12 protein-coding genes are annotated in these 15815 nt (G+C 50.1%); all 12 read right to left on the bottom strand.

From position 1 onward, the window contains the following. Window positions 1–17 precede the first annotated feature (17 nt). The 12 genes from ftsZ to AOC34_RS00820 are packed head-to-tail and all read right to left on the bottom strand — an operon-like array spanning window position 18 to window position 15772. Window positions 18–1361, bottom strand: coding sequence for a cell division protein FtsZ (ftsZ, locus tag AOC34_RS00875; RefSeq protein WP_108468341.1), 1344 nt, complete (start codon window positions 1359–1361; stop codon window positions 18–20). Between the two features lie 46 nt (window positions 1362–1407). Continuing rightward, window positions 1408–2637, bottom strand: a complete 1230-nt coding sequence (gene ftsA / locus AOC34_RS00870; RefSeq protein WP_108468340.1) for a cell division protein FtsA — start codon at window positions 2635–2637, stop codon at window positions 1408–1410. A gap of 21 nt (window positions 2638–2658) precedes the next feature. Further along, window positions 2659–3516: a cell division protein FtsQ/DivIB gene (locus AOC34_RS00865; RefSeq protein WP_108468339.1), complete on the bottom strand. Its 858-nt coding sequence runs from the start codon at window positions 3514–3516 to the stop codon at window positions 2659–2661. Then, window positions 3513–4490 carry a D-alanine--D-alanine ligase gene (locus AOC34_RS00860; RefSeq protein ID WP_108469966.1) on the bottom strand — a complete coding sequence of 326 codons (978 nt, stop codon included), beginning with the start codon at window positions 4488–4490 and terminating at the stop codon, window positions 3513–3515. Before AOC34_RS00860 ends, AOC34_RS00865 begins: the two co-directional genes overlap by 4 nt. Before the next feature lie 7 nt (window positions 4491–4497). Further along, entirely contained in the window at window positions 4498–5937 is a 1440-nt protein-coding gene (murC, locus tag AOC34_RS00855) for a UDP-N-acetylmuramate--L-alanine ligase (RefSeq protein WP_108468338.1), read from the bottom strand. Then, entirely contained in the window at window positions 5934–7007 is a 1074-nt protein-coding gene (gene murG, locus AOC34_RS00850) for an undecaprenyldiphospho-muramoylpentapeptide beta-N-acetylglucosaminyltransferase (RefSeq protein WP_108468337.1), read from the bottom strand. Before murG ends, murC begins: the two co-directional genes overlap by 4 nt. Beyond that, window positions 7004–8239: a putative lipid II flippase FtsW gene (gene ftsW / locus AOC34_RS00845; RefSeq protein WP_108468336.1), complete on the bottom strand. Its 1236-nt coding sequence runs from the start codon at window positions 8237–8239 to the stop codon at window positions 7004–7006. Before ftsW ends, murG begins: the two co-directional genes overlap by 4 nt. Then, complete coding sequence (gene murD / locus AOC34_RS00840) at window positions 8236–9906, bottom strand: UDP-N-acetylmuramoyl-L-alanine--D-glutamate ligase (protein WP_108468335.1); 1671 nt, start codon at window positions 9904–9906, stop codon at window positions 8236–8238. Before murD ends, ftsW begins: the two co-directional genes overlap by 4 nt. Before the next feature lie 10 nt (window positions 9907–9916). Further along, entirely contained in the window at window positions 9917–11086 is a 1170-nt protein-coding gene (gene mraY / locus AOC34_RS00835; RefSeq protein ID WP_108468334.1) for a phospho-N-acetylmuramoyl-pentapeptide-transferase, read from the bottom strand. Next, entirely contained in the window at window positions 11077–12519 is a 1443-nt protein-coding gene (locus tag AOC34_RS00830; protein WP_108468333.1) for a UDP-N-acetylmuramoyl-tripeptide--D-alanyl-D-alanine ligase, read from the bottom strand. Before AOC34_RS00830 ends, mraY begins: the two co-directional genes overlap by 10 nt. After that, complete coding sequence (locus tag AOC34_RS00825) at window positions 12519–14057, bottom strand: UDP-N-acetylmuramoyl-L-alanyl-D-glutamate--2,6-diaminopimelate ligase (protein WP_234408111.1); 1539 nt, start codon at window positions 14055–14057, stop codon at window positions 12519–12521. Before AOC34_RS00825 ends, AOC34_RS00830 begins: the two co-directional genes overlap by 1 nt. Beyond that, window positions 14057–15772 (bottom strand): peptidoglycan D,D-transpeptidase FtsI family protein, encoded by a 1716-nt coding sequence (locus AOC34_RS00820; RefSeq protein ID WP_199908332.1) that lies wholly within the window; start codon window positions 15770–15772, stop codon window positions 14057–14059. The genes AOC34_RS00825 and AOC34_RS00820 overlap by 1 nt, the downstream gene beginning before the upstream one ends. Window positions 15773–15815: the final 43 nt, after the last annotated feature.

Genomic DNA, 15815 nt, shown 5'->3' with positions numbered 1-15815 from the left:
TTGTATTGAGCAATTCATCAGTCGGCCTGTTTACGCAGAAAAGCCGGAATTTCATAGAAATCCGCCCCTTTATCGAGCATGGTTTTGGCCTGTGGCGAACTATCTGCACCCAAGCTTGGCGCGCTAGAAGGCTCGGAACGGGACCGAAATACCCGTGGCAAATCATATTGGCTGTAATCGACCCCAGCTGGCTGGGCTGAAGCTGCTCCAAATGCATTGCCACCAGTGGAAGCCATCCCTGCGCCAGAACCTACCGCTGAAATGCTTGAATCCATACCCGCCATGCTCATTGCGGCCGATGGGCTAGATGGAGCGAAACTATTTAAATCAGCCATCGTAGGCATTGCATCGTGCGTACCCGTTGCTTTGCGCCAAATGACTTCGGGCTGGCTTTTTTGCATCGCTTGGGGATGATTTAGGCCTGTAGCCACGACCGTAACGCGCAAGGCATCGCCCAAACTGTCGTCGTATACCGTACCAAAAATAACCGTGGCATCGTCCGCAGCATAGCCACGAATGGCTGCCATGACTTCACGCGTTTCCGATAACTTGAGGGAACGGCTAGCAGTAATGTTGACCAAAACACCACGTGCGCCCGATAAATCAACGCCTTCTAACAAGGGTGATGCGACTGCTGCTTCTGCGGCCAAACGAGCGCGGTCCATTCCAGAAACAGTAGCTGTTCCCATCATGGCTTTGCCCTGCTCACCCATGACTGTCTTCACATCTTCAAAGTCGACGTTAATCAAGCCTTGGACATTGATGATTTCGGCAATGCCAGAAACGGCGTTATGCAAAACATCGTCAGCGCAGGCAAATGCTTTATCAAACTCGGCATCTTCACCCATGACTTCAAACAGCTTCTCATTGAGAACAACGATGAGCGAATCGACATACGCCTCTAATTCATGCGCTCCATCTTCTGCCACTTTTAAGCGCTTAACGCCCTCAAAATCAAATGGCTTACTAATGACACCGACCGTCAAAATTCCCATTTCCTTCGCCACTTGAGCGACGATGGGTGCCGCGCCTGTGCCAGTTCCGCCGCCCATACCGGCGGTAATGAATACCATATGCGCGCCCTGCAATGAATCTGCAATGCGAGCGCGAGCTTCTTGTGCCGATGCTGCGCCAATTTCTGGTTTTGCACCTGCGCCCAAACCGCTTGAGCCTAATTGCAAATTAATCGATGCCGCGGAGCGCTGCAATGCACCCGCATCCGTGTTCATGCAAATAAATTCCACCCCATCGACACCGCGACGAATCATATGCTGGACAGCATTGCCACCAGCGCCGCCGACTCCAACCACTTTAATAATGGTCTTGCCGGCTGTATCTTGATCTAGCATTTCAAATTCCATAAACCCTCCTGAGTTACTTAGTTACATTAACGACGACGAAAAAAACTTAAAAATTACCCGCGAACCATTCCTTCATTCGCGAAAAAACACTTTGAAAAGAGCCGGATTGCGATACGCGGCGACCGCGCATCAGCTGTGCCTGACCTTCCATTAAGAGTCCAATACCTGTTGAAAAGCGTGGGCTGCGCAATACCTCATGAAGATGGCCGCGGTACTCTGGTGTTCCGATCCGCGCAGGCCTCAAAAAGACCTGCTCTGCTAACTCAACCATGCCGGGCATCAAGGAGGTGCCGCCCGTCAGCACAATGCCCGACGAAACCATGCCCTCATAGCCTGAGTCGCGCACAACGCCCAATACCAAGGTAAATAGTTCTTCGACGCGCGGCTCAATCACGGCGGCGAGAGCCTGCTTTGAAATGGGACGTGGCTCACGATCACCTACGCCAGGCACATCAATCATGGCAGCGGAATCAGCCATATCTTGGCGGGCAATTCCATAATGAATTTTGAGGTCTTCTGCTTCCACCGTTGGGGTGCGCAATGCCATCGCAATGTCGTTCGTAATTTGATCGCCGGCAATCGGAATTACCGCGGTATGGCGAATCGATCCCTGACTGTAGATTGCAATGTCCGTTGTGCCGCCACCAATATCGACCAACACCACACCAAGCTCTTTCTCATCATCCGTAAGGACTGCAAGGCTCGATGCGAGGGGTTGCAAAATAAGATCGTTCACTTCTAAACCACAGCGTCGAACACATTTCACAATATTTTGGGCCGCACTCACAGCGCCGGTAACAATATGAACCTTCACTTCCAAACGAAGCCCACTCATACCAATTGGCTCACGTACATCTTCTTGCCCATCGATGATGAATTCCTGAATTAAGATGTGCAGAATTTGCTGGTCCGTTGGAATATTGATGGCCTTTGCTGTCTCCAGTACGCGCTCCACATCAGTAGAGCCAACCTCTTTATCCCGAATGGCAACCATGCCGCTCGAGTTAAAACTAAAAATATGATTCCCTGCAATACCAGTGAACACCTGAACAATGCGACGATCCGCCATGACCTCGGCTTCCTCGAGCGCCTTTTGAATCGATTGCACTGTGGCCTCGATATTGACCACAACACCCTTCTTTAAACCCTTGGACGCAGTTTGGCCAACGCCAACCACATTAAATTGCCCATCCACTTCAAGCTCAGCAACCAAAGCAACTACTTTTGATGTGCCAATATCAAGACCGACCAAAAGGTCTCGGTTATCCTTACTCATCAAATTTCCTCATGATTAAATTCACCGTTGTGCTCCACTTTTTTTTTCATCTAGCTCTGACTTTTTATTCGTCGCACTAGCAAGGTGTACTGCAAATCCATTGCCGTACCGCAAATCAATTGCATCAACACGGCCCGTCAGGCGCTCTTGCGCCTTTGGCCAATATTCAATTAAACGAGCGACACGCTCTTCCGTTAAGGCTTTGCCTTGCGCTTCCTCATCGCGGCCAAATTCCACTCGGATGCCATTGGATAACTTAACGCTCCACGAATACCGATCCGACAAATTAACGCTAACCACTTCAACATTCCATGGCGCAAACCAGCGGCTCGCTTTTTGATAGAGCTGCATGACCTCTTTGCTGGAGTCATTCGGTCCGGATACTTCAATTAAAAGCGACGGATCTTCTACCTGAGAAAGGCTGCCGCTAAACAGTTCACCAAACCCATTCATAAACTTTTGTTCACTACGACTACCCCAAATAGCAAATGGTTTTTGCTCTTCAATGCTAACTGCTAGGCTATTCGGCCATACCCGCCGAACACTCGCATGCCTTACCCACGGCAAATCTTCAAACGCTTCCTTAATATTTTCTAGACGTACTGTAAAAAAGTTCCCCTGGACTTGTTCGAGTACTTGATTTTTTACTTGAGATAAATTGACGTGCTTGACGACCTGCCCTGGTATGGGCTCAACTTGCATTTGGCGTAAGGCAAAAACAGGTCGCTGGCTTAGCCACATTAATCCCGCTATCGTCGCCAGTAGAAAAAAGAGGCGCATTAACCAACGACTCACTTCAGCCATGCGTGCGGGATTGTTCAGCAAGGGCGTGGATATGCCCAAGACCAAACTGAATGAGCGCTTCGCTAAATTACTCATTGTTTTGAATCCATTGTCTGGCTCAGTAGCCACAACACTAAATCGGCATAACTGACACCCGCTGCTTTTGCTGCCATCGGTACCAGGGAGTGTGAAGTCATGCCAGGGGATGTATTCATTTCTAAGAGATAGGGCTTGCCATCGCGGCTATCCAGCATCACATCAGCACGGCCCCAGGTACGGCAACCCAATGCACGGTAAGCAGCAAGCGCCAAGGCTTGCACCTTTTGGTTAACATCCTCATCCAAGCCAGTTGGGCAGCAGTATTGGGTATCGTTTGAGAAATACTTATTGTGGAAGTCGTAATTTGCGTCAGGCGGAACAATCCGAATCACTGGCAGTGCTTCGGCGCTATGTCCCTCGCCCACTACAGGGCAAGTCAGTTCATCGCCAATAATGCAGGTCTCGGCAATCACCTTCGAATCTAAAGAAGCTGCTTTTGCGTAAGCAGCCGGCAATTCTTCTACGGTTTTGACTTTGGTTAAACCTAATGATGAGCCTTCATGGGCTGGCTTGACGATCAAAGGTAAGCCCAAGTGCTTTGCTACTGCAGCCCAATTACTCTCTGGTGTCAGCTCTTCGAAGTCAGGCGTTGATAAACCATTACTGAGCCAGATTTGCTTGGTTGCAATTTTGTCGATGGACAACGCAGAAGCAAGGACCCCACTACCGGTATACGGGATTTCCAATAACTCGAGCAATCCCTGAATCGTGCCATCCTCGCCATAGCGACCATGCAGGGCAATAAAGACCCGATCAAACCCTTCCTTCGAAATCTCAGTAGGGCTGCGCGTACCTGGATCAAAGACATGTGCATCAACCCCGTTTTCCAGCAATGCACTTAAAACACCATTGCCAGACAAGAGGGAAATTTCCCGCTCGCCTGATTTGCCGCCAAGCAATACCCCGACCTTACCCAAGTCACTTGGCTTTAGCTTAGCAAGATCAATCTTGACGCGCTCTCCCCAGGGCATCGTGCGATTAAGCATGTTGCGCTCCCGATAGAATAGCAGGCAAAGTAGATATGGATCCGGCACCCATCGTAATAACTACATCGCCATCACGCAGCATGGTCGTAATCGCTACAGGCATATCCGCTACTTTGGCTACATAACTAGAGTCGGCATTCTTCAGTAGTGCTGACTTGGCCTCAAGGTCATTGCTGCAAGTTGCTTTAAAGAGACTCTCCCCATCAGCACCTTTGATGCGGGGCTCTCCCGCAGGATATACGTCCGTCAAAACCAAGGCATCGAAGCCGCGCAACACATCCACAAAGTCACCAAAACAATCGCGTGTTCGCGTGTAGCGATGGGGCTGAAATGCCAAGACTAATCGGCGACCCGGATAGGCCCCACGTGCTGCCGCCAAGGTGGCTGCCATTTCAACGGGGTGGTGTCCATAATCATCAATCAAGGTGAAGCTTCCACCCTGTGTCAAAGCAATATCACCGTAGCGTTGGAAGCGCCTGCCAACGCCACTAAATTCGGCTAAGGCCTTCACAATGGCTTCATCGCGTATACCCAATTCGGTCGCTATACCAATCGCGGCAAGGGCATTGCGCACGTTGTGCAATCCTGGAAGGTTCAGCTCGATTTGCAAGGGTCCGGGCTTAGCACCATGGCGTCGAATCGTACGGCGCTCCACCGTAAAGCGCATCCGCGTTCCATCCGCCTGAATGTGGTGCGCGCGAATATCGGCATCATCAGCAGTGCCGTATTTCAGAATGGGTTGGGATACAAATGGAATCAGATCCCGCACGTTGGCATCGTCTGCGCACACAATCGCAATGCCATAAAAGGGCATGCGCTGCGTAAATTGCACAAACGCTTGCTTGAGGCGCGCCATATCATGCTGATACGTGTCCATGTGATCAGCATCAATGTTGGTGATGACTTCCATCGCCGGAAATAACTGCAAGAATGAGGCATCCGATTCATCTGCCTCGACCACAATAAAATCGCCCTGCCCCAAGCGTGCATTGGCATTGGCTGAATTGAGTTTTCCGCCAATTACAAAAGTAGGATCAAGACCCCCTTCCGCCAGTACCGAAGCAACCAAACTCGTAGTGGTAGTTTTTCCATGTGTGCCTGCGATGGCAATGCCTTGCTTTAAGCGCATCAGCTCACCCAGCATTACCGCCCGCTGAATAATCGGAATTTTTGCAGCGCGTGCAGCAATCACTTCAGGATTGTTGCCAGCGACTGCTGTTGAAATCACGACAGCCTCAGCAGTGCCAACATGGCTAGCCTTGTGCCCAATCTGAATATCGGCGCCCAGCTCACGTAAGCGTTTCGTTGTCGCGCTTTCGGCTAAATCAGAACCCGAAACTTGGTATCCCAAATTCAGTAGCACTTCGGCAATGCCGCTCATGCCAGCGCCGCCAATACCGACAAAATGAATTTGCTGAACAATATGCTTCATTGCTTTACTCCTGCAGATTCAGCGCAAATGGCTGCCACGCGCTCCGTTGCTTGCATCTTTGCTAGTGCGCGAGCACGCTCTGCCATTGCCATTAGTTCAGGGCGCCGTAAAGTTTGCAACCAAGCAGCCAGTGCGCTTGGATTGAGCTCAGTTTGTGGCCATAACTTAGCCGCATCTGCTGTTGATAAAAATGCTGCGTTCGCAGTTTGGTGATCGTCAATGGCAAATGGAAATGGCACGAAGCAAGCGGCAACACCGCAGGCGGCAACCTCTGAGACGGTCATTGCACCCGAACGGCAGATGACGAGATCAGCTACAGCATATGCCTCCGCCATATCACCAATAAAAGCGCGAACATCCGCAACAACACCACAATCGGCATAGCGTTGCTTGAGTTCAGCGACGTGTTTTTCACCCGCCTGATGCAATACAAGCGGCCTTTCTTCTGCAGGTATTAGCGCTAACGCAGCGGGAATTGTTTCATTGAGAGCGGCGGCACCCAAACTACCGCCGACGACTAACAATGACAGCGGGCCAGTACGCGCGCAGTAACGCTCAGCGGGCGACGCTATTGACTCAAACTCACTGCGAATCGGATTGCCAACCCACTCGCCTTCGGGCAGGGTATTAGGGAATCCCGTCAGGGTTTTAGTCGCAATCTTGGAGAGATAACGATTGGCACTGCCAGCAACTGAGTTTGCCTCATGCAAAACCAGTGGACGCTTCAGTAAGGCGCTCATTAATCCACCCGGAAAGGTGATGTAGCCGCCCATGCCCAGTACCACACTGGGCTTGAGCCTACGAATAATCTGCCAGCTTTGTATACATGCTCTTGCTAAATTAAAGGGCAGCATTAGCTTAGTCAGCAGGCCCTTACCGCGCAGGCCGCCAAAATTAACAGCCTCAAACGGAAACCCGCGACTCGGTACCAAACGGTATTCCATGCCAGTCGCATTACCCAACCAAGAAACCTGCCAGCCTCGCGTTTGCAAAAGCTCGGCAACGGCTAATCCAGGGAAGATATGCCCGCCAGTGCCACCAGCCATGACTAAGATAGAGGGCTTATTCATAACTTCCCTCCTCGCATCAATACACGGTTTTCATAATCAATCTTGAGTAGGACTGCAATCGCAACGGCATTCATCAAAATTCCCGAGCCGCCATAGCTAATTAAGGGCAGTGTTAATCCTTTTGTCGGCAGCAGACCTAAATTCACTGCCATATTGATGAAGGCTTGCCATCCAATCCAGATCCCAATGCCTTTTGCTACCAAGCCGGCAAAACTGCGATCCAATTGCAATGAAGTTCGACCAATCAGAAAAGCGCGGCGCACAATCCAATAGAACAAAAATATAATGACGAGCACTCCAGCAAAACCGAGCTCCTCACCAATCACGGCCAAGATGAAATCGGTATGCGCTTCGGGCAGGTAATGCAATTTTTCGACACTGCCGCCAAGGCCAGTACCAAACCACTCGCCCCGCCCAAAAGCCATGAGCGAATGCGTTAATTGATAGCCTTTATTGGCAGCGTGATCCGCCGCCCAGGGATCTAGGAATGCAAAGATGCGTTCGCGGCGAAATGGCGAGAGCGCAATGATGATGGCGGCGCTCGAAATTCCAGCAACCACTAAGCCACCAAACAATTTCACATTAATTCCGCCTAAGAAAAGAATGCCAAAGGCAATTAAAGCAATCACTACAAAAGCGCCCATATCCGGCTGCCATAGCAGTAATGCGCCAATGATCATGACAGCGACACCCATCGGTACCAAGCCTTTCACAAACGAGTGAAGATACTCTTGGCGCTGAACGGTATAGCTCGCAGCAAAAATGACAACGGCAAACTTCATCAGCTCCGATGGCTGGAAATTCATAAACCCGAAGGAGATCCAGCGGCGCGCTCCGTTAACGCCTTTACCGATCCCAGGGATCAGGACGGCAATTAACAACAGGATCGTTATTCCAAATAGAATCGGCGCAAGCTTATCCCACGCCTTCACGGGTATCCGAAACACACACAAGCCCACTACCGTCGCAATCGTGAGCGAAATCAAGTGCCGTATCAAAAAGTGATTACTACTGTAATTTTTATACTTTGGACCATCGGCCAAGGTAATCGATGCTGAGTACACCATCACCAAGCCAATGAGCGCCAATGAAACAACCGCCCATACCAGCAGCTGGTCATATTCCATCATGCGCGAACGCGTTTGCTCTACCCCTGTAACCGCATCACGTAAGCCAGTTCGAAAGCCAGTGATACCGCCACGGGAATAGTTCCAAAAGCGATTTAGATTCATACGCTTACTCCAGACGAGCAATCGGCTTCAAGGCTGGAGTCGGAAAACTGCATGCCCAGCTCTTCTACCTCAGATACAAAGACAGCGGCACGGTGAACGTAGTCCTTGAACTGATCAAAGCTGGCGCATGCCGGCGAAAGCAGAACCACATCCCCTGAAGCTGCGCGCTCTGAGGCAGTTTTCACAGCGACTGTAATCGTTTCACAGCGCTCTACTGCAACACCGGTTGCTTGCAGCGCATCCTGAATAAGCGGCGCATCTTTACCAATCAATAGAACGCCTTTTGCAAAACGCTGCACTGGATCAAAGAGGGGCGAAAAATCTTGGCCTTTGCCATCGCCGCCCGCAATTAACCAAATCTTTTTCGCGCCAGCCGTATCACCCAGGCCATTTAGAGCTGCAACGGTAGCGCCTACATTGGTTCCTTTGCTGTCATCGACGTACTCCACATCCCGAATGATGGCAACGCTTTGAACGCGATGGGGTTCACCGCGGTACTCGCGCAACCCATGCAGCAATTTGTTGAGCGGCAAGCCGACTGCGCGAGCCAATGCCAAGGCAGCAAGGGCATTGAGGGCATTGTGTTTTCCGCGAATACGTAACGCATCCGCCGGAATTAAACGCTTCAAACGAATCGGTTCGGCTTCTACGGCTGCCACTTTACGTCGCCGCTTCGGCTTTTCTAACTCGGCATCCTCATCCACCTCAGCCCACACCAACCAATCAATTCCGCCGGCCTGAGGATCGCGCTCAATACCAAATGATCCCGGCTCATCCGGCCGATTTGAGCCAAAGTGAATGATCTGCCGATCTTCCAATTGACTGCTCAGCAAACGATTTAATTCAATCTCATCCCGGTTCACAATGCAAATACTGCTAGGTCCAAAAATGGCAGCTTTTGCAGTTGCGTAGGCCTGCATATCCCCATGCCAGTCCAAGTGATCCTGACTTAAATTGAGAACCGTTGCTGCGCTCGGGTTAAGGCTATAGGTAAAGTGCAGTTGAAAGCTCGATAGCTCAAGTACCCACAACTCGGGCAGATCACGTAAACCATCGGCGCTATCCAGACAAGCCATTAACTTATCCAATGCTGCGGGACTAATATTGCCAGCCACTGCCACCGTTTTGCCGGCACGCTCACACAACTGACCAACTAGCGCCGTTGTGGTTGTTTTACCATTGGTACCAGTAATGGCAACGATTTTTGGCGCATAGGTCCAAGCATCGGAATCAGATGACTCAATAATCGATTCCCGTTCCAAGGCCGCAATACCGCGGGCAAAGAACTCGATCTCGCTCCACACCGGAATACCTTTTTCCTGTGCCGCTGCCAAAATTGATTGTGCTGGCTCTGCAATTGGCGATAGTCCCGGCGATATACCAATCACATCAATCTGATCCAAAAAACTGGAGTTCCAACTACCAAAATGCATGTCGGTTAGACCAGCAAACTCCAGTTCGCTTAACTGCGCCTGCTGCTTTTCATTGAGGGCGCTTCGCTCGCGCGTATCAACCAAGCAGGTATGCGCACCATGACGCAAGCACCAATTGGTCATTGCGATTCCAGACTCGCCCAGCCCCAGAATTAAAAAGCGTGTTGGCTCAACTGAGAGGGCCTCCGCTCTACTCAGTTCTGGGCGTACAAAAGGATCTTTTACATTGCGCATCGTCTACTAATTACCGTAATTTCAAGCTTGATAAACCAACCAACACCAACAAAATAGTGATGATCCAAAAACGAACAACGACTTGGGTTTCACGCCAGCCACCCAGTTCAAAATGGTGGTGCAGTGGCGCCATCCGAAAAATACGGCGTCCTTCGCCATAGCGTTTTTTGGTGTACTTAAACCAAATCACCTGCATCATCACGGAAACCGTTTCGGCAACAAAAATGCCGCCCATCACAAACAAAACAATCTCTTGGCGCACAATGACCGCAATGGTTCCAAGGGCGCCGCCTAGGGCTAAAGCGCCAACATCGCCCATGAAGACCTGCGCAGGATGGGTGTTGTACCAAAGGAAGGCAAGGCCCGCTCCACCCATAGCGCCGCAGAAAATCATCAACTCACCTGCGCCAGGAATGAATGGGAATAGTAAATACTTGGCATAAATTGCGTTACCCATTACATAGGCAAACGCGCCCAATGCAGCGCCGACCAAAATCACGGGCATGATGACTAGGCCATCCAGGCCATCCGTTAAATTGACGGCATTACTACTACCCACAATGACCAGGTAACTCAGGATGATGAAACCCATCACCCCAAGTGGATAGCTAACTTCTTTGACAAACGGAAGATAGAGGTTTGATTTGGCTGGCAGGTCCAATGAAAAACCGCTCTGCACCCAATCAATGAACAACTGCAACACCTTTAAGTTGTTGACTTCAGATACAGAAAAAGCCAAGTAAATTGCAGCAAATAATCCAATCACGGTTTGCCAAAAAAACTTTTCGCGCGACGCCATTCCCTTGGGGTCTTTGCGGGCAACTTTACGGTAATCATCGACCCAGCCAATCAAACCAAAACCAAAGGTAACCAGCATCACAATCCAGATGAATCGGTTGGTAAGGTCGGCCCATAAAACGCAGGAGATAAATATGCCAATCAGAATAAGCACGCCGCCCATCGTTGGAGTACCTGATTTGACTAAATGGGTTTGTGGCCCATCGGTCCTTACTGCCTGGCCCATTTTTAACTCAGTCAGTCTCCGAATGACCCAAGGACCCGAAATCAAACCAATCAATAATGCGGTCAATGTCGCCATCACTGCGCGGAAGGTAATGTAATTAAATACCCGGAAAAAACTGTAATCGTCTTGCAACCACTGCGCCAAGATTAAGAGCATGCTTTAACCTCCGCCAGCGTATCTTTTAACGCCGCTACTACTCGCTCCATGCGCATAAAACGGGATCCTTTTACTAGTACTGCATAGGGCTGAGATACTGAGGCGCCTTCAGAAAATAAGTCAGCAACACGCGCTACGCATGCATTTAATGCGTCGATGGTTTCAAAATGGATCGCTGCATTACTACTTCCGATGCGGCCATTAAATTCATTAAAGCCCCGTACTGAAGCCTGCGTTTGTTCTCCCAGCGCCCATAAGCGCACAATGCCGCGCTCTGCTGCATATGCGCCCACCTCGTAATGAAACTCAGGCCCCTTTGATCCCACTTCACCCATGTCGCCCAGGACCAAACAGGTCCTTTGGCTAGCCTGACTGAGGGCATCAATTGCAGCGCGCACTGAGTCGGGATTGGCGTTATAGCTGTCATCAATCAACAGGCAAGCACCCAATTGGTTTGCCATCATTCGGCCGCTGACCGCCTGAAATGATTCCAACCCAAGACGAATAGCCTCTAGATCTACCTTTGCAGCTAAGGCTACAGCTGTAGCAGCAAGGGCGTTGCGAAGATTATGTTCACCAAGTACGGAAAGCTTTACTTGAATAAGACCTACATTTGTTTTTATTTCAAGCGTACCGTCCATCAGGAGAGTGCCGCTAACTGCTGCAGGGCCATTGAGCGCAAAGTCAATCGAGCGACGCCCGCTAGCTTTTTTGCGCCACTCGGCACTAAACGCAGTGTCTGCTGGAAAAACTGCAACGCCATCTACTGGCAATGCTGTGATTGCATCCGCATGTTCGTGTGCAACTGCATCCACGGTCTCCATGAATTCTTGGTGTTCACGCTGGGCATTATTGATGAGTGCAATCGTTGGCTTGGCAATCTTGGTAAGGTACGCTGTCTCGCCAGGATGATTCATTCCGAGCTCAATCACGGCCAATCGATGGTACTCACGCAAACGCAATACCGTTAGCGGTAGCCCAATATCATTATTCAAATTACCAGGCGTAACCAAGGTTGCTTCTTTGCCTACTGCCGCACTAAAGATCGCTGCGATCATCTCTTTCACGGTAGTCTTACCATTACTACCCGTTACCACGACCAGCGGCAATGTAAATTGCTGCCGCCACGCTGCAGCAAAATCACCTAAACCCATTCGGGTGTCGGCAACGCATACTGCGGGAAGTTGATTTGGGCATGCCTTCTCATCTTCAATCAGTGCGGCGCTTGCTCCGGCGGCACTAACTTCGCCTAAGAAATGATGTGCATCAAAACGCTCACCCTTGAGCGCAATAAAGAGCGACCCACTCTCAATGGCTCTGCTATCCGTAGAAATGGAATCAATTGGATGACTTTGTGCTGCCACCTCAGAGATATTGATCAATTTACTGGATGGCAAAAATGCATGGATTTGGCCTAGGGTAGTCATCGCCATTAAACGGAGCCCCCACTAGCCAATAAAACATGTTCTTGATCTGAAAAATCGACTTTTCTGCCATTAATCTCTTGGCTTGTTTCGTGGCCTTTGCCTGCAATCAATACAACATCATTAGCCTGTGCATGCCGAACCCCGCTAAGAATTGCTGCAGCCCGATCTAGAATGACTTCGACCGATTTGCCATTGCTCATTCCAGCTCGAATATCTGCGCTAATTTTTTCTGGATTCTCGGAGCGTGGGTTATCGCTGGTCAAAATAGTGTGGTCAGCCAACTCCGCAGCAATACGGCCCATGAGCGGTCGCTTACTAGCATCACGATCACCACCGCAACCAAAAATACACCCCAACTTTCCTGCCCGCTGAGTAGCGATGGGACGCAGTGTACTCAATACCTTTTCTAACGCATCTGGGGTATGGGCATAGTCAACAATAACCAATGGACCCGTGCTACGCGAATTGCCAAGCACCATCTCCATTCTTCCGCTAACGGGTTTTAAGTGTGCAATGCGCTTTCCTGCCTCAAGCACATCCATGCCACCAGCCAATAGGCAAGCCCAGACCGCAAGGCAATTGCTCAGATTAAAGTCGCCCACAACCGGAACACTGACCTCCGTCCTGCCGGAGTCTTGCCATTCAAATACACCCTGATAGCCATACTCTTTAAACTGCATGCCGCCGGAAAAAATAGCATGCAGTCGCTTGCCAAACTTTTCAAAACCGGCAAAGGCTTTATGGTCGACTGCATAGCCCCAAACCTGAACGCCTGTCTTTGCCAGTAACTGCATGGCTAATTCACGACCCAATGGATCTTCCAAGTTAATGACCGCATTCTGTAAACCGGGGAACTGGAACAAACGAAACTTCACTGCTGCATATTCCGCCATACTGCCGTGGTAATCCAAATGATCTTGACTCAAGTTAGAAAACACAGCGGTGGTGAATTGGACGCCATTAACGCGACCCTGTTCTAGGGCGTGTGAAGAGACCTCCATTGCAATGTGCTTTGCATTGGAATCCAAAAGTACTTTGAGTTCGGTTTGTAAGCGCGCAGCATTTGGTGTGGTGTAGCTCGTTACCTCCAAGTGCCCTGGAAAGCCAATGCCTAATGTGCCCATTACAGCTGCCCGCGACTTAGGGCGATCTAAGGCTTGAGAAAGCCATTGAGTGATACTCGTCTTCCCATTGGTTCCAGTTACGCCAAACACCGTCATTTGAGTGCTCGGCTTGCCATACCATTCGGAACAAATTGGTCCGGCATGGGCTGATAAGTTTTCCAGTGCAACACAGCGTGGATCGCTCAAGGCTGGAATTTCTTCTAAATCCCTTGGGTCATAAATAACAGCGCTGACCCCAGCATCTAAAGCGGCTGTAATGTAGGGACGGCTATCCTGTATGGCAGTACCATGCCCCACTCGGTACGCCATGAAAACATCGCCTGTCTTGATTTGCCGTGTATCACTAACGATGCGTGCAGCCGGCAAAGCCAATCGCCGCAGGTGATCAATGGCTTGTTCTGGCTTTATCAAGGTAACCATCATTGCGTTAACACGACTCGTTGAATGGGCGCTGTCTGCCCTGGCTTAATCGCGTCATCCCGCTGCACCATATTTTTTACTGCGCTATCCGGCGCTACATTCATTGCGCGAAGCGTTTCAGAAACGATGGTTGAAAAAATAGGCGCCGCAACTTGGCCACCATAGTAGCCATTTGCAGTCGGCTCATCGACCATTACCGCCACCACAATGCGCGGGGCACTCATCGGTGCAATCCCTGTGAAATAAGCTAAATACTTATTGCTTGCATACCCTTTTCCAGCAACCTTATGGGCCGTACCTGTTTTTCCGCCAACACGATAACCTTCAGCATGGGCTTTGAGCGCAGTACCTCCAGGCTCGGTTACCGATTCCAACATGCTGCGCATTTCGATTGCCGTTTTTGCTGAGATAACCCGTGTACCCGGTTTGTAATCAGGACTGTGTTCGATCGTGACTGGAACCAACTCACCATCGCGAGCGAAGATGGTGTACGCCCGAGCCATCTGAAAAAGGGATGTTGAGATACCGTAGCCAAAGGCTATGCGCGCTTGATCGGTTGGCATCCATTTTTGATGGGGATGCACTCGGCCTGCAACGGCACCCGGAAATCCAACCTTAGGCGTCTGACCAAATCCAACCGCAGTAAATAAGTCCCACATTTCGCTCGCCGGCATATTCATTGCCAACTTAGAGGTGCCAATATTGCTTGATTTTTGAATCACCTCTGCCACCGTCAATGATGGATAAGGGTGTGTATCGGTAATTGGTTTTGGTCCAACCAAATACTTCGCACCGATCGCCATTACCGTATTGGGGTTCACTTGCCCTTTTTCCATTGCCAGTGCAACGGTAAATGGCTTAATGGTTGAGCCCGGCTCAAACGTATCGGTCATCACACGATTACGCAACTGTTCGCCACTTAATATCTTGCGATCGTTTGGGTTATAACTTGGCCAATTAGCGAGCGCTAAGATTTCACCCGTCTGCACATTAATGACAACTGCTCCGGCCGCTTTAGCGCGATGCTTTTCAACTGCGTCTTTTAATGCGTTGTAAGCAATGTACTGAATCTTGCTGTCAACCGAGAGTTTCAAATCCTTACCGTTTTGCGGTAACTGCAAAACACCCATATCTTCGACGATGCGCCCGAGGCGATCAACCACGACACGGCGCTTACCGGTACTCGCAGCCAAATCGTTTTCGCGCGATAACTCCATTCCCTCTTGTCCGCGGTCTTCTACATTGGTGAAGCCAACAACGTGGGCCATCGCTTCGCCTTCGGGATAAAAGCGACGAAACTCATTGTTGAGTCCAATGCCTGGAATTTCTAACTTGCGGATTTGCTGAGCTACTACAGGATCCACCTGCCGCTTTAAGAAAACTTGGTTACGCTCATCTTTTAATTTTTTTCTTACATCGGCTTCGCGCATCTGCAGTAGATTGGCGAGCTGTTTGATTTTTTCATCCGATAAATCTTTGGGAATCGTATCGTTATAGGCAATTACCGCCTTTGCCTCAAGGCTAGTTGCAATGACCTGACCGTTGCGATCTAGTATTTTTCCACGTCTAGCAGACATCTCCAGCTCACGCTGGGTTCCCTTGACTGCCTTGGCTTCATAAAAGGCGTTGCCAGGTCCCTGAATCCAAAGTGCGCGCAGTACCAGTGCAGCAAATGCAATAAACAACATAAATAGCATTAAGCGCGACCGCCACATGGGCAGACGCAACACTAAATTAGGCGTGGTTGAGAATCCGACT

Source organism: Polynucleobacter difficilis (genome assembly GCF_003065365.1).
GTDB lineage: Bacteria > Pseudomonadota > Gammaproteobacteria > Burkholderiales > Burkholderiaceae > Polynucleobacter > Polynucleobacter difficilis.
This window is presented reverse-complemented; position numbering and strand designations above follow the sequence as displayed.